This is a genomic window from Hypericibacter adhaerens (assembly GCF_008728835.1).
GTDB classification, from domain to species: domain Bacteria; phylum Pseudomonadota; class Alphaproteobacteria; order Dongiales; family Dongiaceae; genus Hypericibacter; species Hypericibacter adhaerens.
On sequence record NZ_CP042582.1, the window covers coordinates 481,137 to 500,518 of the forward strand.

General features: G+C 68.7%; 18 protein-coding genes. 12 read left to right on the forward strand and 6 right to left on the reverse strand.

Going from position 1 to position 19,382, the window contains the following annotated elements; genetic code table 11:
* Positions 1 to 13: 13 nt before the first annotated feature.
* From queG to queA, 4 genes are all read right to left on the reverse strand, one after another.
* Positions 14 to 1,165, reverse strand: coding sequence for a tRNA epoxyqueuosine(34) reductase QueG (queG, locus tag FRZ61_RS02120; protein WP_151114738.1), 1,152 nt, complete (start codon positions 1,163 to 1,165; stop codon positions 14 to 16).
* Between the two features lie 155 nt (positions 1,166 to 1,320).
* Positions 1,321 to 1,785 (reverse strand): preQ(1) synthase, encoded by a 465-nt coding sequence (gene queF, locus FRZ61_RS02125; RefSeq protein ID WP_151114739.1) that lies wholly within the window; start codon positions 1,783 to 1,785, stop codon positions 1,321 to 1,323.
* A 10-nt stretch (positions 1,786 to 1,795) separates the two neighbouring features.
* Complete coding sequence (tgt, locus tag FRZ61_RS02130; RefSeq protein ID WP_151114740.1) at positions 1,796 to 2,944, reverse strand: tRNA guanosine(34) transglycosylase Tgt; 1,149 nt, start codon at positions 2,942 to 2,944, stop codon at positions 1,796 to 1,798.
* Positions 2,945 to 2,953: 9 nt separating this feature from the next.
* Positions 2,954 to 3,991 carry a tRNA preQ1(34) S-adenosylmethionine ribosyltransferase-isomerase QueA gene (gene queA / locus FRZ61_RS02135; RefSeq protein ID WP_151114742.1) on the reverse strand — a complete coding sequence of 346 codons (1,038 nt, stop codon included), beginning with the start codon at positions 3,989 to 3,991 and terminating at the stop codon, positions 2,954 to 2,956.
* Positions 3,992 to 4,158: 167 nt separating this feature from the next.
* Here queA and FRZ61_RS02140 point away from each other — a divergent pair, with 167 nt between their 5' ends.
* The 9 genes from FRZ61_RS02140 to hpnC all read left to right on the forward strand — a co-directional run bounded on the left by FRZ61_RS02140 (position 4,159) and on the right by hpnC (position 13,656).
* Positions 4,159 to 4,839 (forward strand): queuosine precursor transporter, encoded by a 681-nt coding sequence (locus FRZ61_RS02140; protein ID WP_151114743.1) that lies wholly within the window; start codon positions 4,159 to 4,161, stop codon positions 4,837 to 4,839.
* A gap of 132 nt (positions 4,840 to 4,971) precedes the next feature.
* On the forward strand, positions 4,972 to 5,958 hold the full coding sequence (locus FRZ61_RS02145) for an aldo/keto reductase (RefSeq protein ID WP_151114744.1): 987 nt from the start codon (positions 4,972 to 4,974) through the stop codon (positions 5,956 to 5,958).
* A 337-nt stretch (positions 5,959 to 6,295) separates the two neighbouring features.
* Positions 6,296 to 7,708, forward strand: coding sequence for a siroheme synthase CysG (cysG, locus tag FRZ61_RS02150; RefSeq protein WP_151114745.1), 1,413 nt, complete (start codon positions 6,296 to 6,298; stop codon positions 7,706 to 7,708).
* A complete protein-coding gene (locus FRZ61_RS02155; RefSeq protein WP_151114747.1) occupies positions 7,705 to 8,025 on the forward strand; it encodes a DUF2849 domain-containing protein in 321 nt (106 codons plus the stop codon). The genes cysG and FRZ61_RS02155 overlap by 4 nt, the downstream gene beginning before the upstream one ends.
* 2 nt (positions 8,026 to 8,027) lie before the next feature.
* Complete coding sequence (locus tag FRZ61_RS02160; RefSeq protein ID WP_151114748.1) at positions 8,028 to 9,686, forward strand: nitrite/sulfite reductase; 1,659 nt, start codon at positions 8,028 to 8,030, stop codon at positions 9,684 to 9,686.
* Positions 9,673 to 10,170 (forward strand): DUF934 domain-containing protein, encoded by a 498-nt coding sequence (locus FRZ61_RS02165; RefSeq protein WP_151114749.1) that lies wholly within the window; start codon positions 9,673 to 9,675, stop codon positions 10,168 to 10,170. The genes FRZ61_RS02160 and FRZ61_RS02165 overlap by 14 nt, the downstream gene beginning before the upstream one ends.
* A gap of 138 nt (positions 10,171 to 10,308) precedes the next feature.
* Positions 10,309 to 11,526 carry a 1-deoxy-D-xylulose-5-phosphate reductoisomerase gene (locus FRZ61_RS02170; RefSeq protein WP_151114750.1) on the forward strand — a complete coding sequence of 406 codons (1,218 nt, stop codon included), beginning with the start codon at positions 10,309 to 10,311 and terminating at the stop codon, positions 11,524 to 11,526.
* A gap of 14 nt (positions 11,527 to 11,540) precedes the next feature.
* Entirely contained in the window at positions 11,541 to 12,731 is a 1,191-nt protein-coding gene (locus tag FRZ61_RS02175) for a glycosyltransferase (RefSeq protein WP_151114752.1), read from the forward strand.
* 58 nt (positions 12,732 to 12,789) lie between these two features.
* The gene (gene hpnC / locus FRZ61_RS02180; RefSeq protein WP_151114753.1) at positions 12,790 to 13,656 is read left to right on the forward strand and encodes a squalene synthase HpnC; all 867 of its coding nucleotides are present in this window, start codon (positions 12,790 to 12,792) and stop codon (positions 13,654 to 13,656) included.
* Positions 13,657 to 13,682: 26 nt separating this feature from the next.
* Here hpnC and FRZ61_RS02185 read toward each other — a convergent pair whose 3' ends face one another.
* Both FRZ61_RS02185 and FRZ61_RS02190 read right to left on the reverse strand, forming a co-directional pair.
* The gene (locus tag FRZ61_RS02185) at positions 13,683 to 14,273 is read right to left on the reverse strand and encodes a mobile mystery protein B (protein ID WP_151114754.1); all 591 of its coding nucleotides are present in this window, start codon (positions 14,271 to 14,273) and stop codon (positions 13,683 to 13,685) included.
* 8 nt (positions 14,274 to 14,281) lie between these two features.
* The gene (locus FRZ61_RS02190) at positions 14,282 to 14,743 is read right to left on the reverse strand and encodes a mobile mystery protein A (RefSeq protein WP_151114756.1); all 462 of its coding nucleotides are present in this window, start codon (positions 14,741 to 14,743) and stop codon (positions 14,282 to 14,284) included.
* Between the two features lie 351 nt (positions 14,744 to 15,094).
* Here FRZ61_RS02190 and hpnD point away from each other — a divergent pair, with 351 nt between their 5' ends.
* From hpnD to shc, 3 genes are read left to right on the forward strand one after another with little or no spacing between them, the layout of a single operon-like run.
* Positions 15,095 to 15,961, forward strand: coding sequence for a presqualene diphosphate synthase HpnD (gene hpnD, locus FRZ61_RS02195; protein WP_151114757.1), 867 nt, complete (start codon positions 15,095 to 15,097; stop codon positions 15,959 to 15,961).
* 5 nt (positions 15,962 to 15,966) lie between these two features.
* Positions 15,967 to 17,355: a hydroxysqualene dehydroxylase HpnE gene (gene hpnE, locus FRZ61_RS02200; RefSeq protein ID WP_151120640.1), complete on the forward strand. Its 1,389-nt coding sequence runs from the start codon at positions 15,967 to 15,969 to the stop codon at positions 17,353 to 17,355.
* 7 nt (positions 17,356 to 17,362) lie between these two features.
* Positions 17,363 to 19,372, forward strand: a complete 2,010-nt coding sequence (gene shc, locus FRZ61_RS02205; RefSeq protein WP_151114758.1) for a squalene--hopene cyclase — start codon at positions 17,363 to 17,365, stop codon at positions 19,370 to 19,372.
* Positions 19,373 to 19,382: the final 10 nt, after the last annotated feature.

Consider the following 19,382-nt stretch of genomic DNA (forward strand, 5'->3'; position numbering starts at 1 on the left):
TCCCGCGCAGGATTCAAAGACCGGCGGCGTCCTCGCCTTGCCATTCGGCGCGCACGCCCGCATCGGACTCTAGCGGGAGACGCCGGTCGCGCAACGCGTCAAAATCGGGCGCGTCGAGCAGCCGGCCCAGCGCCCAGACCGCCATGGCGCGCACCAGCGGCGAGGGATCCTCGAGCCGGCGCAGGACGACGGCCGCGAGCGAGGCCTCGCCGCTGTTGCCGATGGCGATCAGCACATTGCGCAGGAACCGGTCGCGGCCCGTGCGCTTGACCGCCGTGCCGGCGAAGAGCGAGCGGAAGCCCGGATCGCCGAGCTCGGCCAGGTCGGCCAGGCGCGGGGCCGCGATCTCGGCGCGCGGCCAGAAGGCCTCGTGGCGGCTGGCGCTGGCGAACTTGTTCCAGGGGCAGACGGCAAGGCAATCGTCGCAGCCATAGATGCGGTTGCCCATGGGTGCCCGAAGCTCGCGCGGGATATGCCCCTTATGCTCGATCGTCAGATAGGAGATGCAGCGGCGCGCATCGAGGCGATAGGGCGCGGGGAAGGCCGCGGTCGGGCAGGAATCGAGGCAGCGCCGGCATTGGCCGCAATGGTCGGCCTCGGCCGGGTCCGGCTCGAGCGCCAGGTCGGTGAAGATCTCGCCGAGGAAGAGCCACGACCCGTGCTCGCGCGAGACCAGGTTGGTGTGCTTGCCCTGCCAGCCGATCCCGGCCGTTTCGGCCAGAGGCTTTTCCATCACCGGCGCGGTGTCGACGAAGACCTTGACCGAGGGCCCGAGCCGCTCGGCCATGATCCGCGCCAGCGCCTTGAGCCGGTTCTTGACCAGGTCGTGGTAATCGCGCCCGCGCGCATAGACCGAGATGGCGCCGCGCTCGCGATGCGCGAGCAGAGGCAGCGGGTCCTCGGCCGGCCCGTAATTCATCGCCAGCACGATCACGCTGCGGGCCTCGGGCCAGAGCCTGCGCGGATCGGCCCGGGCCTCGCGCCGATCGGCGAGCCAGCCCATGTCGCCCTGCATGCCCTGCGCCAGGAAATCGCGCAAGCCTTCCCGCGCCCGCTCGCTCTGGCTCGCGGGGGCAAACCCCACCGCATCGAATCCGAGCGCCAAGGCCTCATCGCGGATGAGCGCCTTGGGATCGTCGGTCGAGGGGCGGGCCGGTGCGAGCAATGGGTTCTTTCCCTCGTCTTTTTCTCTTGAAGTCAGGGCATCCGGCTCTTGCTCTCACCGTCATCCCCGCGAAAGCGGGGATCCATCTTGATCCAAGTCGCCGAGCGTTGACCTGGATCCCCGCTTTCGCGGGGATGACAGTATAGAGTGTAGCCTCACCCGCGCCCGCGATAAGGGGCCACGCCCGGGTCGGGCAGCCAGAGATCCCTCGGCGGCGCGCCGGTCTGCCAGAACACGTCGATCGGGATGCCGCCGCGCGGATACCAGTAGCCGGCGATCCGCAGCCAATGCGGCTTCAGCTCGTCGACCAGCCGCTTGCCGATGGCGATGGTGCAATCCTCATGGAAGGCACCGTGGTTGCGGAAGGATCCAAGATAGAGCTTCAGCGACTTGCTCTCGACCAGCCAGGCCTTGGGCACATAGTCGATCACCAGATGGGCGAAATCGGGCTGGCCCGTGACCGGGCAGATCGAGGTGAATTCCGGGCAGGCGAAGCGCACCAGGTAGCGCTCGCGCGGCTGCGAGTTGGGGATGCGCTCGAGCACCGCCGCCGCGGGCGAGGCCGGGAGCCTGGTGGCATGACCGAGCTGGGTCAGCGCGGGGCGGGCTTTGCGTGCCATGGGGTTTCTTTCAGGCCGGCGCGGCGAGCGGATCGGGCAGGGGATCGAGATCGCCCTTGGCCTCGTTGGCGGCCACCTCGGCGGCGAACGCATCGAGCCTACCTGCCTCGATGGCGCCGCGCAAACCGGCCATCAGCGCCTGGTAGTGATGGAGGTTGTGCGCCGTGAGCAGCATCGGCCCCAGCATCTCCTCGGCCTTGAAGAGGTGATGGAGATAGCCCCGCGCATAATCGCGGCAGACGGGACAGGCGCAGTCGCCGTCGAGGGGCCGCGGGTCCTGGGCATGGCGCGCGTTGCGGATGTTCAGGGTGCCGCGCCGGGTGAAGGCCTGGCCGGTGCGGCCCGAGCGCGTCGGCATCACGCAATCGAACATGTCGATGCCGCGCTGGACCGCGCCCACGATGTCGAGCGGCCGGCCCACGCCCATGAGATAGCGCGGCCGGTCCGCAGGCAGGAACGGGATCGTCGCCTCGATCATGCGGAACATCATCTCCTGGCCTTCGCCCACCGCGAGCCCGCCGATCGCATAGCCGTCGAAGCCGATGCCCGTGAGCCATTCCGAAGATTCCCGGCGCAGCGCCGGATAGACGCTCCCCTGCACGATTCCGAACAGGCCATAGCCCGGCCGGTCCTTGAAGGCCGTCCTGCAGCGTTCGGCCCAGCGCATCGAGCGGCGCATCGAATCCGCCGCGACCGTCTCCTCGGCCGGGAAGGGCGTGCATTCGTCGAAGGCCATGGTGATGTCGGCATCGAGCCGATGCTGGATCTCGATCGAGCGCTCCGGCGTCAGATGATGCTGGCTGCCGTCGACATGGGAGCGGAAGGTGACGCCTTCCTCCTTGATCTTCCGGAGCTCGGCCAGCGACATCACCTGGAAGCCGCCGGAATCGGTCAGGATCGGGCCCGGCCAGTTCATGAATTTGTGCAGGCCCCCGAAGCTCGCGACGCGCTCGGCACCCGGGCGCAGCATCAGGTGATAGGTGTTGCCGAGGATGATCTCGGCCCCTGTGGCCTTGACCTGCTCGGGCCACATGCCCTTGACGGTCGCGGCCGTGCCGACCGGCATGAAGGCCGGCGTGTTGACGACGCCGTGCGCGGTGTGGAGGCGGCCGCGCCTTGCGGCACCGTTCTGGGCCAGGGATTCGTAGCGAAGGGTCATGCGGGGATTCTAGCCGCGATCGGGTTCGAGGAAACAGGCATCGCCATAGGAGTAGAAGCGATAGCCGCGTTCGATGGCGTGGGCATAGGCGCGCTTCATGCGCTCGAGCCCGGCGAAGGCCGCGACCAGCATGAAGAGGGTGGAGCGGGGCAGATGGAAATTGGTGATCAGCCGGTCCACCAGCTTGAAGCGGTAGCCGGGCGTGATGAAGAGGGCGGTGTCGCCGCTGAAGGGGGCCAGGGTTCCGTCCGCGGCGGCCGCGGTCTCGAGCAGACGCAGGCTGGTGGTACCGACCGCGGCGATGCGTCCGCCCTTCGCCTTGGCGCGATCGACCGCCGCCACCGCGTCGGCGCCGACCTCGCCCCATTCCGCATGCATGCGGTGTTCTTCGATGTTGTCGACCTTCACCGGCAGGAAGGTGCCGGCGCCGACATGGAGCGTGACGCGGGCGATCGCGATGCCGGTCGCGGCCAGCGCCGCCAGCAGGGCAGGGGTGAAATGCAGCGCCGCCGTCGGTGCCGCGACGGCGCCTTCGGCCCGGGCGAAGATGGTCTGGTAATCCTCGCGGTCGGAGGCGAGCTCGCCCTCGGGCCGGCGGATATAGGGCGGCAGGGGCATATGGCCGTGGCGGTGCAGAGCGGCGATGAGATCGGCGCCGGCGGCGGAGAATTTCAGCGTCACCTCGCCGGCCTCGCCCTTGGCCAGCACCTCGGCCCGGAAATCCCCGGCGATCTCGATCACGTCGCCGGGCTTGAGCCGCTTGGCGGGCCGCGCGAAGGCGCGCCAGCGATCGAGGCCCTCGGCCTTGTGCAGCGTCGCCTCGATATGGGCGGCCCCGCGCCGGCCCTCGATGCGGGCGGGGATGACGCGGGTGTCGTTCACCACCAGGAGATCGTCCGGCGCCAGCAGCGCCGGCAGCTCCCGGAAGATGCGGTCCTCGAGCCCGTTCTGCCGCACGACCAGCAGGCGCGCGGCATCGCGCGGGCTCGTCGGCCGGTCGGCGATCCGCTCGGGCGGCAGCTCGAAATCGAAGTCGGCGGTGCGCATGGCGGGGCGAAGCTATAGGCCCTTCGGACGGCCGGGGAAAGCATCCTTGAACCGGTCGGGGCCTCGCGGAGCGCGGGTCCCATTGACGTGAGGCGGGGCAATCTGCGAGAGGAAGCGCCGGCAAGGGAGGCCGGCTTGCGGCCTCCGCCCGACAGGCACCGGAAATCATGCAACCCAGCGGCTACTCGCCCCGGCTTCTGACCATCGCGGGGCTGTTCGTCACCTGCCTCATCATCTCCAACATCACCGCGGTCAAGCTGATCGCGGTCCATGGCTTCGTGCTTACCGCCGCCAATGTGCTGTTCCCGGTCAGCTATATCATCGGCGACGTGCTGACCGAGGTCTGGGGCTATGCCAAGGCGCGGCGCGTCATCTGGCTGGGCTTCGGCTGCAATCTCGTGGCGGTGCTGGCGATCTATGTCGCGGGCATCCTGCCCGGCGCCGATTTCTGGCAGGACCAGGAGGCCTGGGACAAGATCCTGGGCGCCACGCCGCGCATCCTGATGGCCTCCTTCTGCGCCTATCTGGCGGGCGAATTCCTCAATTCCTTCGTGCTGGCGAAGATGAAGATCGCCACCAACGGCCGGTATCTCTGGACCCGCACCATCGGCTCGACGGTGGTGGGCCAGATCGCCGACACCAGCATCTTCATGACGCTCGCCTTCGGCGGCCTGCTGCCGCTGGACGTGATGCTCAATGCCGCCGGCACCGAATGGGCCTCGAAGGTCGGCTACGAGATCCTGGCGACACCCTTCACCTATCTCGTGGTCGGCTGGCTCAAGCGCGTCGAGGGCATCGACTATTACGACCGCAACACGCGCTTCAACCCGGTGCTGCTGACGGACTGACGTCTCTCTATCTTTCCTCTCCCCCCACATTCGTGGGGGAGAGGAAAGACAAAGTGACGGCGCCGCTTCCGCTTGATCGTTCGTGGCGCGCGACCTACCTCTCCTTCCACACCACCTCGGAGAGATATCGTCATGGAACGCCGCACGCTCGGCCATACCGGTCACAGGGTTTCCGCCATCGGCCTCGGCTGCATGGGGATGTCGGAGTTCTATGGCACGGGCGACGACGAGAAGTCGCTCCGGACCATGGAGGTGGCGCTCGAGCAAGGGATCGATTTCTTCGATACCGCCGACACTTACGGCTTCGGCCGCAACGAGCGGCTGGTCGGCGCCTTCCTGCGCAACCACCGCCCGCGCATCACGATCGCCACCAAGTTCGGCATCGTGCGCCAGGAAGGCCGCTATGAGCGGCGCATCGACAATTCGCCGGCCTATATCGCCCAGGCCTGCGAGGCCTCGCTGGAGCGGCTGGGGATCAGCCATATCGATCTCTATTACGCCCACCGTCTCGAGCCCGGCCGGCCGATCGAGGAGACCGTCGGCGCCATGGCGAAGCTGGTCCAGGCCGGCAAGGTGCGGTGGCTGGGGCTGTCGGAGGTGTCGCCCGCCACCTTGCGGCGTGCCCACAAGGTCCATCCCATCGCGGCTCTCCAGAGCGAATATTCGCTCTGGAGCCGGGACCCGGAGCCGGAGCTGCTGGAGACCTGCCGCGAGCTGGGGATCAGCTTCGTCGCCTACAGCCCGCTCGGGCGCGCCTTCCTCACCGGCACCGTGACCACGGCCGACGATCTGCCGGCCAACGATTTCCGCCGCAGCAATCCGCGCTTCCAGGCCGAGGCGCTCGAGCGCAACCGCAAGCTCGCGGCGGCGCTGGCCGAGTTCGCCGCCGCGCGACAGGCCACCCCGGCGCAGATCGCGCTCGCCTGGCTGCTGGCCAAGCATCACCACGTCATCCCGATCCCCGGCACCAAGCAGCCCGCCTATGCGCAGCAGAACGCGGCCGCGGCGGGGCTTCATCTGTCGGAAACGGAGGTCGCGACCCTCGACCGGATGTTCCCGCCCGAGGCCGTCGCCGGCGAGCGCTACACCCCGGAGGGGATGAAAGGGCTCGGGCTCTGACCGGGGTTCCGGCGGTTCCCAATTCAACTGGAATTCCTGCGTAATTCGGTAAGGCGGGCCATCACAGGCCGTCGCCGGCCGCCTGCTGGCGCTTGCCGGTCGGCCAGGGTGGGGGGGGCTGCTATCCAGTTGCGATATAATTGAAAAATAAAGCCATCCTCTTTATTAACAGTAATAATATGTGTTGAAATTTAATAACACGACTGGTGAAAGGAATTCGTTTGACTCTTTCCCGCCCCAGAATGTGAAATATGCTCGCCAGCCGGATAATCCGGCGGGTCCCTCATGGGGACAGGTAGCGGTCCCTGAATTCGGCCTCGGAAGGGGCACGGGTCTCGTGAACGTATTTCCGGTTTTCTTCGACCTCGCCGGTCGGTCCGTCCTGCTGGTGGGCGGCGGCGAGACGGCGTTGCAGAAGCTGCGGCTTCTGCGCAAGGCGGGCGCCCGGCTTCGGCTGGTGGCGCCCGAGCTCGCGCCCGACTTGGCGTCCGCTCTCGAAGAGGGCGGCGTCGAATGGCGGGCGGAACCGCTGACGCCGGCACATTTCGCCGAGGCGACGCTCGCCGTGATCGCGACCGGCGACGAAGGCCGGGACCGCGCCGGCGCCGCCATGGCCAAGGAAGCGCGCGTGCCGGTCAATGTCGTCGACCGTGCCGATCTCTCCGATTTCATCGTGCCCGCCATCGTCGATCGCGATCCCGTGGTGATCGGGATCTCGACGGCAGGGGCGGCCCCGCTGCTCGCGCGCCGGCTGCGCGCGACGATCGAAGCGCTCCTGCCGGCCAGGCTGGGCGCGCTGGCGCGCTTTGCCGAGCGCTTCCGTGGCGCCGTCGCCGCCAAGATCGACCATCGCCAATTACGGCTGCGCTTCTGGGAACAGGTGTTCGACGGTCCCGTGGCGAGCGCCGTGCTCGAGGGCCGCGAGAGCCAGGCGGCCGAGCGCATGCTGACGCTGGTCAACAGCGCCGCCGCCAACGACCCGGCCGAGGGCCGCGTCGCGCTGGTCGGCGCCGGCCCCGGCGACCCCGAGCTCCTGACGCTCAAGGCCCATCGCCTGCTGCAGGAGGCCGACGTCATCGTCTATGACCGGCTGGTGGCACCGGCCGTGCTCGAGCTCGCGCGGCGCGACGCGCGTCGTGTGGCGGTCGGCAAGGCGCGCGGGGCCCACAGCCTGCCGCAAGCCGAGATCAACCGCTTGCTGGCGAGCGAGGCGCGTGCGGGCAACCGCGTGGTGCGGCTCAAGGGCGGCGATCCTTTCATTTTCGGGCGCGGCGGCGAGGAGCTGGACCATCTGGAGCGCGAGGGTATCGCGGTCGAGGTCGTGCCCGGCATCACCGCGGCCCTGGGTTGCGCCGCCTCGGCGCGGGTGGCTCTCACGCATCGTGACACGGCACAGGCTGTGATCTTCGCGACGGCCGAAGGGGCCGAGGGCGAGCCGGCTCTCGATTGGTCGGCGCTCGCGGGTCCTCACCGCACGCTCGCGATCTATATGGGTATCGGCGCGGCACCCCGGCTGCAGCAGCGGCTCCTCGAAGGCGGGCTCGATCCCGCGACGCCGGTCGCCGTGATTGAAAACGGCACACGCGCCGACGAGCGGGTGCTGACGGGCCGGGTCGACGGGCTGGCGGCGCGGGTGGCCCGCCACGAGGTTTCCGGTCCCGCGATCATCCTGATCGGCGAGGTCGCGGCGAACGCCAAGGCCGCGGCGCTCGAAACCGCGGCGCGCCCTGCCGAAAGGCGGCGCGCATGACCGCGCAGATCGTGACGGCCAACAACCTGCTCGACGGTGCCGTGGTCTATCGCACCCCGGAAGGCCGCTGGACCACCCATATCGGTGCCGCGCAAGGCGCCGCGGGCGAGGCCGAGGCCAAGGCCCTGCTGGCGCAGGCCGAGGCCGACGCGCTGCACCAGATCGTGGTGGGCCCCTATCTGGTCGAGGTCGAAGGCGCGCCCGGCCATTGGGAATACAAGAGCTGGCGCGAGCGCATCCGGGCCGAAGGGCCCACCGTGCCGCATGATTTCACGCCCGAAGCCGAACCGCGGCGGACGGCGAACGGGAGAGAGTGACGATGTACCGCTATGACGACTATGACCGTCAGATCGTCGCGGAACGCGTCGAGCAGTATCGCGACCAGGTGCGCCGCCGCATCTCGGGCGAATTGTCGGAAGACGAGTTCCGGCCGCTGCGGCTGATGAACGGCCTCTATCTGCAGCTCCACGCCTATATGCTGCGGATCGCCATTCCCTACGGCACGCTCTCGAGCGCGCAACTACGCCGCCTGGCCGAGATCGGCCGGCGCTGGGATCGCGGCTACGGCCATTTCACCACGCGCCAGAACATCCAGTTCAACTGGCCGCGGCTTGCCGACTCGCCCGACATCCTCCAGGCGCTGGCCGATGTCGAGATGCATGCGATCCAGACCTCGGGCAACTGCATCCGCAACACCACCGCCGACCAGTTCGCCGGCGTGGCCCTCGACGAGATCGAGGATCCGCGGCCCTGGTGCGAGATCATCCGGCAATGGTCGACCTTCCATCCTGAATTCACCTTCCTGCCGCGCAAGTTCAAGATCGCGGTCACGGGCAGCGCGCATGACCGCGCGGCGCTGCGCGTCCACGACATCGGCCTGGCGCTGAAGCGCAACGCCCAGGGCGAGGTCGGGTTCGAGGTCATGATCGGCGGCGGCCAGGGCCGCACGCCGATGCTGGCGCCGACCATCCGCGAGTTCCTGCCCAAGGCCGACCTGCTGCCCTATCTCGAGGCCGCCTTGCGCGTCTATAACCGCGCCGGCCGGCGCGACAACATCTACAAGGCCCGCATCAAGATCCTGGTCGGCGCGCTGGGCGCCGCCGAATATGCGCGCCAGACCGAGGAGGAGTTCCAGAGGATCAAGGCCGAGGGCTCGGTCGAGCTGCTGCCGGCCGAGATCGAGCGCATCCACGCTTTCTTCGCGCCGCCGCCTTACGAGACCCTGTCCGCCGATGTGCCCGAGTTCGTCGCGGCCAAGCTCGACGACCGCCGCTTCGCGCGCTGGGCCCGCACCAACGTCTCGCCGCACAAGCAGCCGGGCTATGCCATCGTCACCATCACCCTCAAGCCCGTGGGCGGCGTGCCGGGCGACGCCACCTCCGACCAGATGGACGCGATCGCCGATCTCGCCGACCGCTACGGCTTCGGCGAGATCCGCGTGACGCACGACCAGAACCTGGTGCTGCCCGATGTGAAGCAGTCGAATCTGTCGGCGCTCTGGGCCGCCCTCAAGGCGCTCAATCTGGGCGAGGCCAATGCCGGGCTCGTCTCCGACATGATCGCCTGCCCGGGGCTCGACTACTGCAACCTCGCCAATGCCCGCTCGATCCCCGTGGCGCAGGCCATCAGCCGGCGCTTCGCCGATCTCGAGCGCCAGCACGAGATCGGCGAGCTCAGGATCAAGATGTCGGGCTGCATCAATGCCTGCGGCCATCACCATGTCGGCCATATCGGCATCCTCGGCGTCGACAAGAACGGCGAGGAGTTCTACCAGATCACGCTCGGCGGCAGCGCCGACGAGAAGGCGAGCCTCGGCAAGATCCTCGGTCCCTCGGTGCCGCGCGAGCAGGTCGCCGACGCGGTCGAGACCATCATCGACACCTATCTCGGATTGCGGAAGGACGGCGAGAAGTTCCTCGACACCTATCGCCGCGTCGGGATCGCCCCCTTCAAGGAGAAGCTCTATGCCACTGCTTAAACATGGCCGGGTCGTCGACGATCCCTGGCATCTCGTCGGCGACGACGACCCGCTGCCGGCGGAGGGTCCCGTTGTCGTCACGCTGAAGCGCTGGACGGCCGAACGCGAGGCGCTGCTCGCGCGCGGCTGGCCGCTGGGTGTCCGGCTCGAGCCCGCCGATCTCGTGGAAACGCTGGTACCCGACCTGGCGCGGCTCGAGCTGATCGAGGTCGATTTCCCGAAATTCAACGACGGGCGCGGCTACTCGACCGCGCGGCTGCTGCGCCAGCGCTACCGCTATGCGGGCGAGCTCCGGGCGGTGGGCCGCGTGCTGCGCGACCAGCTCCTCTATCTTCATCGCTGCGGCTTCGACGCTTTCGAGATCGCGCGCGAGGATGCGGTCGAGACCTGGATCAAGGCGGTCTCGGAGTTCGGCGCCTGGTATCAGCGCGGCGCCGACGACCGCCAGACGGTGAACGCGCTGCGGCATCGTCGCGCCTCCTAGGCGGCCCGTATAACCAGTTGATCTGAAGGGATATTAGCGGGGCGGCGCCCGGGGCGCGGCGCCATCCTCCCCCTCCCGGCCCGGGATGTTCCGTGCTAGGGTCGTTTCTGGCCCCAAGGGGTAGGAGTTTCCTTTCCGATGTCGACTCGAGCGGCGCGCGACGCCGCGCTCAAAGCCGTACCCTCTGCCGAACCGCGCAGCGTCACCATCCTGGGTTCCACCGGCTCCGTCGGCCGCAACACGGTCGACCTGATCCGGCGCGACCCCACCGCCTATCGCATCGAAGCCCTGACCGGCAGCGACAATGTCGCGCTCCTGGCCGAGCAGGCGCGCCTGCTCAAGCCGAAGCTGGCGGTGGTCGCCAATCCCGCGCGGTACGGCGAGCTGAAGGAGGCCCTGGCCGGCACGGGCACGGAACTGGCCGCCGGGCCTGAGGCCGTGACCGAAGCCGCCCAGCGCCCCGCCAAATGGGTGATGGCCTCGATCGTGGGCGCCGCCGGCCTGAAGCCGACGCTGGCGGCCGTGCGTCGCGGCGCCGTGATCGGGCTCGCCAACAAGGAGACGCTGGTCTGCGCCGGCGCCCTGATGATGGGCGAGGTCAAGCGCCACAAGGCGACGCTGCTTCCCGTCGATTCCGAGCACAGCGCCATCTTCCAGGTGTTCGAGACCGAGCGGCGCGAGGCGGTGGACCGCATCATCCTGACGGCCTCGGGCGGACCCTTCCGCACCGCGAGCCGCGAGGTGATGGAGAAGGCGACCCCGGCCCAGGCGGTGAAGCATCCGAACTGGAGCATGGGCGCCAAGATCTCGATCGATTCGGCGACCATGATGAACAAGGGCCTCGAGATCATCGAGGCCCAGCATCTCTTCAACATGCCCGAGGACCGCATCGAGGTGCTGGTCCACCCGCAGTCGGTGATCCATTCGATGGTCGCCTATGTGGACGGCTCGGTGCTGGCGCAGCTCGGCACGCCCGACATGCGCACGCCGATCGCGGTGGCGCTGGCCTGGCCCAAGCGCATGGGTTGCCCCGCCGAGCGGCTCGATTTCGCCAAGGTTTCGACCCTGACCTTCGAGGCGCCGGACGAGGTCCGCTTCCCGGCCCTGCGGCTGGCGCGCGAGGCGCTGCGCACCGGGGGCGGCGCACCCGTGGTGCTCAATGCCGCCAACGAGGTCGCCGTCCAGGCCTTCCTCGACGGGCGCATCGGCTTCCTCGACATCGCGGCGATCGTCGAAACCTGTCTCGACCGGGTCAATGCGGGCGGTGCCGTCGATCTCGAGGAGGTGGCGATGGCCGACCAGGCCTCGCGCGCCGAAGCCCGCCGCCAGGTGGAGAGCCGCGCGGCGGCGCGCTAGGGCCTCGGGATCCGGTGTCCTTGCTGTTCGGGATCGCCGCGCTCAGCCTCGCGGTCTGGATCTATCTCCTTCTGTTCCATGGCGGCTTCTGGCGCGCCCGCGAACGTCTGCCGCAGCAGCCCCCGGTTCCGGCGCGATGGCCTTCCGTGGTCGCCGTGCTGCCAGCCCGCGACGAGGCGGAGACGATCCAGGCGGTGCTGGAGCATCTGGTCGCGCAGGACTATCCCGGCCCCCTCTCGATCCTGCTCGTGGACGACAACAGCAGCGACGGCACCGGCACGATCGCGCAGGAGGTGGCGCGCCGGGCGCCTTCGGACCGTCCCGTCATCGTGGTCGATGGCGCTCCGCTGCCGGAAGGCTGGACCGGCAAGCTCTGGGCCCTGTCGCAGGGGGTCGCGCAAGGGCTCACCCTCGAGCCGCGGCCCGCGTTCTTCCTCTTCACCGACGCCGATATCGGCCATGGACCGCGGCAGCTGCGCCGGCTGGTGGCGCAGGCCGAAGCGTCCGGGTCCGATCTGGTCTCGCTGATGGCGCGCTTGCGCTGCGCCAGCTTCTGGGAGCGGCTGCTGATCCCGGCCTTCGTCTATTTCTTCCAGAAGCTCTATCCCTTCGCCTGGGCCAACGATCCGCGCCGCCGGACCGCGGCGGCGGCGGGCGGTTGCGTCTTGATCCGCGAGTCCGCGCTGGCGCGGATCGGCGGCATCGCCGCGATCCGCGGCAAGCTGATCGACGATTGCTCGCTCGCGCGCGCTGTCAAGGCCGCCGGCGGGCGCACCTGGCTCGGCCTCGCCGACGATACCGTCAGCCTGCGCGGCTACACGGAGCTGGGGCCGATCTGGAGCATGGTGGCGCGCTCTGCCTACACGCAGCTCCTGCATTCACCGTTGCTTCTGGTCGGCACCGTCATCGGCATGGCCCTGCTCTATCTGGCGCCGCCGCTGCTGGCGCTGACCTGGCCCTTGCATCGCGATGCGCCGGCGGGGCTTGCCGGCGCGCTCGCCTGGCTGCTCATGGCCGCTTCCTACGGGCCGATGCTGCGCTACTACGGGCGCTCGCCGGTCGAGGGGCTGCTGCTGCCGGTCGCGGGTTTCCTCTACACGGCGATGACGATCGATTCGGCGCGGCTCTATTACGGACGCGGCGGCAATCGCTGGAAGGGCCGCGATTATGGCCGCGCCGGCACGGCCAACCGTTCCGCCTCGTGACGATCTCCTGGCCAAGCGTCGCGCGAGCCGCTAGGTAGGGCCGATGAAAAGCGGCGGCATGACGAACGCGGTCGAGACCCCGTCGGGCAAGGGATCCGGCGATGAGAATTTTCCGGTGGGGTCGTTCCTGCTGCCGGCGCAGTTGCGCCCGCATGTGGCGCGCTACTACGCCTTCGCGCGCACCATCGACGACATTGCCGACAATCCCGATCTGGCGCCGGAGGAGAAGATCCGCCGGCTCGACGGTTTCGCCCGCGCGCTCGAGACCGGCGAGGGCGGCCCGGACTATGCCAAGGCCCTCAGCCTTCGCGCGAGCATGGCCGAGACCGGCGTTCCCTTCCGCCATGGCACCGACCTCACGATCGCCTTCAAGCAGGACGCGGTGAAGCTGCGCTATCGCGACTGGGACGATCTCATGGGCTATTGCAACAACTCGGCCGCCCCGGTCGGCCGCTATCTGGTCGACCTTCATGGCGAGGGGACGCGCTGCTATCCGGCCTCGGACGCGCTCTGCAACGCGCTCCAGGTGCTCAATCACCTGCAGGACTGCCAGAAGGATTATCGCGCGCTCGACCGCGTCTATCTGCCCGAACCCTGGCTGATCGAGGCGGGCGGCGCCATCGCCGATCTCGAGGGCAGCCGCTCGACGCCGGCCCTGCGGCGCGTGATCGATCGCTGCCTCGAAGGCACCGCCGAGCTGGTGCGCCAGGCGCGGCCGCTGCCCGACCTCTTCCGCAGCCGGCGCTTCGCGATGGAAGCGGCCTTCATCTGGCGCATCGCCGACCGGCTGCTCCGGGAACTGCAGCGGCGCGATCCCGTCGCCGAGCGGGTGCAACTGACCAAGGGACAGTTCGCGGCCGCCGGGCTCTGGGGCGTGGCGCTGGTCCTGCGCACCCCGCGCCCGCGCTCCTTTCAGGGTGGGTAAGGCCGCTTTGAGGCCTCGGCCAGTGCCTAGAGATCGGCGCGAGGGCCGATGAACGCGATCAGAGGGCCGATATCGCCCCGATCCGCAGCTCGCAGCGCGGCGATGTACGCCGTTCTTCGCTCGCCTATCTGCCCGAGATCACGCCCGCCAGCCCAATCGATCGGCGGGGCGCCATGGATGCGGGTGAGCATCGCGTCCGCCATGATGCGGGCGTGCCTGCCATTGCCGTTGGGAAACGGGTGAATCTGAACCAGCCGGTGATGGAACCTGACCGCCGCCTCCGAGGCGGGATAGGTTTCATGAGCGGCCCAGTATCGCGCGTCATCCATCAGGGTGCGGAGCTCCACCCTGATATGGATCGGGTCGATGCCGATGTTCTTGCCGGTCCGTCGGAACGAGCCCGCCCAATCCCAGACTTCGCCGAACAATCTTTCATGAAGTGCTGCGGCAAAGGCGTCCGTGAGCACCTCGCCACGATAGCGTGCGAGCCAACGCATGCCGGATTCGATATTGGCCTGCTCGAGCTCGTCGAGTTCCTCGCGCGTGGTGACATGTTTGAACTTCAAGCCACCGAGCTCGTTCGGGTCGAGCGGCGTCGCTCCGTCCGGGTACTCCATGGCATCTGTTACTTGTCGTTCCAGAGATCGGGGGGCATCTCCCGTGCAATCTCGCGGGTGAGGCGATCGACTTCCTGTGCGATTTTGTCATTCGGTAGGGCTTGGCCTTCCAGGGCCATGTGAGTGCTGGCCATGCCGACAAGGGCCAGGGCCTTTTTCCGAGCCTGAGCGGTAATGACGTCGTCGATGCGCTTTTCGGGGACGATGGCATAGACGAAACGGCATCCCATGGCTTCGGCGGCGGCCTTCATGGACTTCAGGGTCGCACCGCCGCCCAGTTCGGCATGCTCGGCCTGCGCGATGCGGGCTCGCGTGACGCCGATCTTTCTCGCGAGCTGAGCCCCGGACATCCCGAGCGCCTTGCGCACCGTCCTTAGCCAGCCTTCGAGAGGCACCTGCAGATCGGCGTGACGGGCGGCGTTATCGACGATGCGCCGATATTGCTGCCGAGCGATGGCCTTGGCTGTCATGTTGCCCTACCGATTGGAGCTTGCGGTCTTGTCTATTTATAAGCATACACAATTATACAATATGTCAATTTATAAGTTGACATAATGACTCTAATTGTCAACTTTAAGATTAACATATTGATGCAGGGGCGACGTTCTGTACGCCACAACCTGTCTATCGAGCGCGGCTCCACCAAGTGTGGTGCTTGGGGCACTCCGGCGCCGGCACCATTCGAAAGCTTTCTGGGAATTCCCTGGCGGCCGGTGCCGCCTTTGCAGGTCATTGAAATGACGAAAGCAATTGAGTTTCGTGACAAGGATGCGCTGGGCTATTCTCCCGCCCGGCAAAGGTGAAAGCGGGTTTCCCTCCTGATGGCGGATCAGGCGACAGAGACATGGCGGACGGATGACGCCGACCGCGCCGAGATGGCGGAACGGGTCGAGCGGTCCGGCACGTCCTTCTACTGGTCGATGCGGCTGCTGCCGCGCGCCAAGCGCGAGGCCATGTTCGCGATCTATGCCTTCTGCCGCGCGGTGGACGACATCGCCGACGAGCCGGCGCCGCTCGAGAGCAAGCAGGCGGGCCTCGCCGAATGGCGCGCCGAGATCGAGCGCCTCTATGCCGGCCGACCGACCCACGCGGTGGCGCGCGCGCTGGTCGATCCGGTCCGTCGCTTCGCGCTCCGCCGCGAGGATTTCCTGGCCGTGATCGACGGCTGCGAGATGGACGCGCATGGGCCGGTGGTGGCGCCCGACTGGTCCACCTTGCGGCTCTATTGCGCCCGGGTCGCCGGCGCCGTGGGCCATCTCTCGGTGCATGTGTTCGGGGCGCCCGACCGCCAGGGCTACAAGCTGGCGGCGGCGCTGGGCGAGGCGGTGCAGCTCACCAACCTCTTGCGCGACGTGGCCGAGGATGCGCGCGATGGAAGGCTCTATCTGCCGCGCGAGCTGCTGCAGCGCCATAGCGTGCCGCCGCTGCCGGCCTCGGCGCTGGCCCATCCGGCGCTGCCGCTGGTCTGTCTCGATGTGGCGAAGGTCGCGGAGACCCGCTTCGCCGAGGCGGCCGAAGCCTTGCGCGTGCTGCCGCATCGCGCCATGACGCCCGCGCGTATCATCGAGGGCATCTATCATCGCCTGCTGGCCCGGCTCACGGCCGAGGGTTTCCGCCGTCTCGAGCCCAAGATGCGTCTCTCCAAGGGCGAGAAGCTGCGCATCGCGCTGGCGCGGCTGGTGTGGTGACAGACGTGGCGTCCGAGCGCGGCACCGTTCATGTGGTGGGCGCGGGCCTGGCGGGCCTCAGCGCCGCGCTGCGGCTGGCCGAGGCGGGCGAGCGGGTCGTGCTGCACGAGGCCGCGAACCATGCCGGCGGGCGCTGCCGCTCCTACGAGGATCGCGAACTCGGGCGGCGCATCGACAACGGCAATCACCTGCTCTTCAGCGCCAACCGCGCGGCGCTCGATTTCCTGACCGCGATCGGCGCGCGCGACAGCCTGATCGAACAGGCGGAGCCGGTCTTTCCCTATCTCGATCTGGCGACCGGCGCGCGCTTCACGCTCAGGCCCAATGCGGGACGCATCCCCTGGTGGCTGTTCTCGACCCGCCGGCGCGTGCCGGGCAGCCGTCTCCGCGATTATGCCGTGCTCTGGCGCCTGATGCGGGCGACGCGCCGTGACACGGTGGCGGCGCTGGCGCCGGCCGACGGGCCGGTCTATCGCGCCCTGGTGGAGCCTTTGTCGGTGGCCGTGCTCAACACCGCGCCTGAGGAAGGCTCGGCCTGGCTCCTCGGCCGCATGCTGGGCCTGAGCTTCGCCAAGGGCGGCCAGGATTGCCGCGCGCTCATCGTGCGCGAAGGCCTGTCGGAAAGCTTCATCGAGCCGGCGCTGCGGCGCCTCGCGGCGCTGGGTGTCGAGACGCGCTTCGCAACCAGGCTGCGCAGCCTGACCCTTGAAGGCACTCGCGTCGTAGCCTTGCAATTCAATGCCGCCACCGTCGCGCTGGGGCCGGCCGATCGCCTGGTGCTGGCGGTGCCGGCCCCGGTCGCGGCGTCGCTGCTGCCGGATCTGGCCGCGCCGACCGAGATGCGGGCGATCGTCAATGCCCATTACCGCTTGAAGCGGCCTTACCTGCCGGCCAACGGCGTTCCCTTCCTGGCCCTCCTGGGCGGCACCGCGCACTGGGTCTTCTTCCGGGGCGATGTGGCGAGCGTCACCGTCAGTGCCGCCGATGCGCTGGCCGACGAGCCGGCCGAGGCGCTGGCGCCGCGTCTCTGGGCCGATGTCGCGGCGGCGATGGGCGAGCCTAAGGCGCCCCTGCCGGCCTGGCGCATCGTCAAGGAGAAGCAGGCGACCTTCGCCCAGACGCCGGCCCAGATCGCACGGCGCCCCGCGGCGGCGGGGCGGCTTGACAATCTGTGGCTCGCGGGCGATTGGACCGACACCGGGCTGCCGGCCACGATCGAGGGCGCCATCCGCTCCGGCGTGACGGCGGCCGCTCTCGCCGCCGGCGCTGCCGCGGTGCCGGACCGCCGGGCGAAGACCGCGTCGGCGGCGTCGACGGGACCCCTCGCCAGCCTCATGACGCCGCCGCCAGTCGCCGAAATTTCGGCGCTCGGCGCCGTGCCCGCCGCGAACTGATCACGGGATGGACGACAGAACGCCCCAATCCACCTTGCCGCCGCTGGGCACGTCGTCGGACGAAACGGGCCCGGCCTCGGCGCGCCTCGATCCCACGCTGCTGGGCCGCGTCGACGGCATCGTCGCCGCGCAGACCGCGGCGCTGTTCGGCCTGCAGCAGCGGGATGGCGAATGGTGCTTCGAGCTCGAGGCGGACGCCACGATCCCGGCCGAATACATCCTGCTCGAGCATTTCCTCGACGAGATCGACGAGCCTCTGGAGCAGGACTTGGCGCGCTATCTGCGGCGCATCCAGGGCAGCCATGGCGGCTGGCCGCTGTTCCACGAGGGCGACCTCAATATCAGCGCCTCGGTCAAGGCCTATTACGCGCTGAAGCTCGCGGGCGACGATATCGAGGCGCCGCATATGCGCCGTGCCCGCGAGGCGATCCTGGCCCGTGGCGGCGCCGCGCGCGCGAATGTCTTCACCCGCATGGCGCTCGCGCTTTTCGAGCAGGTGCCCTGGCGCGCGGTGCCGGTGATGCCGGTCGAGATCATGATCCTGCCGAAATGGTTCCCGTTCCATCTCGACAAGGTCGCCTACTGGTCGCGCACGGTGATCGCACCGCTCCTGGTGCTCATGGCCAAGCGCCCGCGCGCCCGCAATCCCAAGCGCGTCCATATCCGCGAGCTCTTCGTCACGCCGCCCGAGGCGGAGCGCCATTACCTGGTCAACCCGACCGGCAAATGGATCGGCGAGGCCTTCCTCTGGCTCGACCGCGTCCTGCGCCTGGTCGAGCCGCATTTCCCGGCTGCGATGCGAAAGCGCGCGATCCAGCGCGCGGTCGACTTCATCGTGCCGCGCCTCAATGGCGATGACGGGCTGGGCGCCATCTTTCCGGCCATGGCCAATGCGGTGATGGCGTTCGACACGCTGGGCTACCCCAAGGACCATCCGCACCGCGCGATCGCCATGGCCTCGGTCCGCAAGCTCCTGGTGAAGAACGAGCGCGAGGGCTACTGCCAGCCCTGTCTGTCGCCGATCTGGGACACGGGGCTCGCCTGGCATGCGCTGATGGAAGCGGGCGCCGGCGGCACCGATCCCAAATTCGACAAGACCGTCGACTGGCTGCTCGAGCGCCAGATCCTCGATGTCCGCGGCGACTGGACCTCGCGCCGGCCCGATGTGCGGCCGGGCGGCTGGGCCTTCCAGTATCGCAACGCGCATTATCCCGACGTCGACGACACGGCGGTCGTCGGCATGGCGCTGGCGCGCTCGGGGCGCGCCGCCACCGATCCCCGCATCCAGGCGGCGCTCGACCGCGCCACCGAGTGGCTGATCGGCATGCAGAGCAAGAACGGCGGCTGGGGCGCCTTCGATGCCGACAACACGCATTATTATCTGAACCATATCCCCTTCGCCGATCACGGGGCGCTGCTCGATCCGCCGACCGAGGACGTGACCGCGCGCGTGCTGAGCTACCTGGCGCAGATCGGCCATGGCCGCGACCATCCTGCCGTGGCGCGCGCCATCGACTATCTCAAGCGCGAGCAGCAGCCGGACGGTTCCTGGTTCGGACGTTGGGGCACCAACTACATCTACGGCACCTGGTCGGTGCTCTGCGCCCTCAATATCGTGGGCGAGGACATGCAGGCGCCCTATATCCGCCGCGCCGTCGCCTGGCTCAAGTCGCGCCAGCGCGAAGACGGCGGCTGGGGCGAGGACGGCGCCACCTACTGGCAGGAGCGCCGGGCGGAGGCGAAGGAATCGACGCCCTCCCAGACCGCCTGGGCGGCGCTGGCGCTGATGGCGACGGGCGATGTCGAGGATCCCGCGGTGCGCCGCGGCGTCGATTACCTGCTCGCCGCACCGCGCGAAGGCGCGCGCTGGACCGAGCCCTGGTTCACGGCCGTGGGTTTTCCGCGCGTCTTCTATCTGCGCTATCACGGCTACGCGGCCTATTTCCCGCTCTGGGCGCTGGCCCGCTACGGCAATCTCCTGCGCGCCAATGAGCGGACTGTAAAGTGGGGGATGTAGGAATCCGACC

Coding starts and splice junctions, on each gene's coding strand:
- queF (WP_151114739.1), bottom strand. CDS start 1,785: ATGGCACGCAAAGCCCGCCCCGCGCTGACCCAGCTCGGTCATGCCACC.
- tgt (WP_151114740.1), bottom strand. CDS start 2,944: ATGACCCTTCGCTACGAATCCCTGGCCCAGAACGGTGCCGCAAGGCGC.
- queA (WP_151114742.1), bottom strand. CDS start 3,991: ATGCGCACCGCCGACTTCGATTTCGAGCTGCCGCCCGAGCGGATCGCC.
- FRZ61_RS02140 (WP_151114743.1), top strand. CDS start 4,159: ATGCAACCCAGCGGCTACTCGCCCCGGCTTCTGACCATCGCGGGGCTG.
- FRZ61_RS02145 (WP_151114744.1), top strand. CDS start 4,972: ATGGAACGCCGCACGCTCGGCCATACCGGTCACAGGGTTTCCGCCATC.
- FRZ61_RS02155 (WP_151114747.1), top strand. CDS start 7,705: ATGACCGCGCAGATCGTGACGGCCAACAACCTGCTCGACGGTGCCGTG.
- FRZ61_RS02160 (WP_151114748.1), top strand. CDS start 8,028: ATGTACCGCTATGACGACTATGACCGTCAGATCGTCGCGGAACGCGTC.
- FRZ61_RS02165 (WP_151114749.1), top strand. CDS start 9,673: ATGCCACTGCTTAAACATGGCCGGGTCGTCGACGATCCCTGGCATCTC.
- FRZ61_RS02170 (WP_151114750.1), top strand. CDS start 10,309: ATGTCGACTCGAGCGGCGCGCGACGCCGCGCTCAAAGCCGTACCCTCT.
- hpnC (WP_151114753.1), top strand. CDS start 12,790: ATGACGAACGCGGTCGAGACCCCGTCGGGCAAGGGATCCGGCGATGAG.
- FRZ61_RS02185 (WP_151114754.1), bottom strand. CDS start 14,273: ATGGAGTACCCGGACGGAGCGACGCCGCTCGACCCGAACGAGCTCGGT.
- FRZ61_RS02190 (WP_151114756.1), bottom strand. CDS start 14,743: ATGACAGCCAAGGCCATCGCTCGGCAGCAATATCGGCGCATCGTCGAT.
- hpnD (WP_151114757.1), top strand. CDS start 15,095: ATGGCGGATCAGGCGACAGAGACATGGCGGACGGATGACGCCGACCGC.
- shc (WP_151114758.1), top strand. CDS start 17,363: ATGGACGACAGAACGCCCCAATCCACCTTGCCGCCGCTGGGCACGTCG.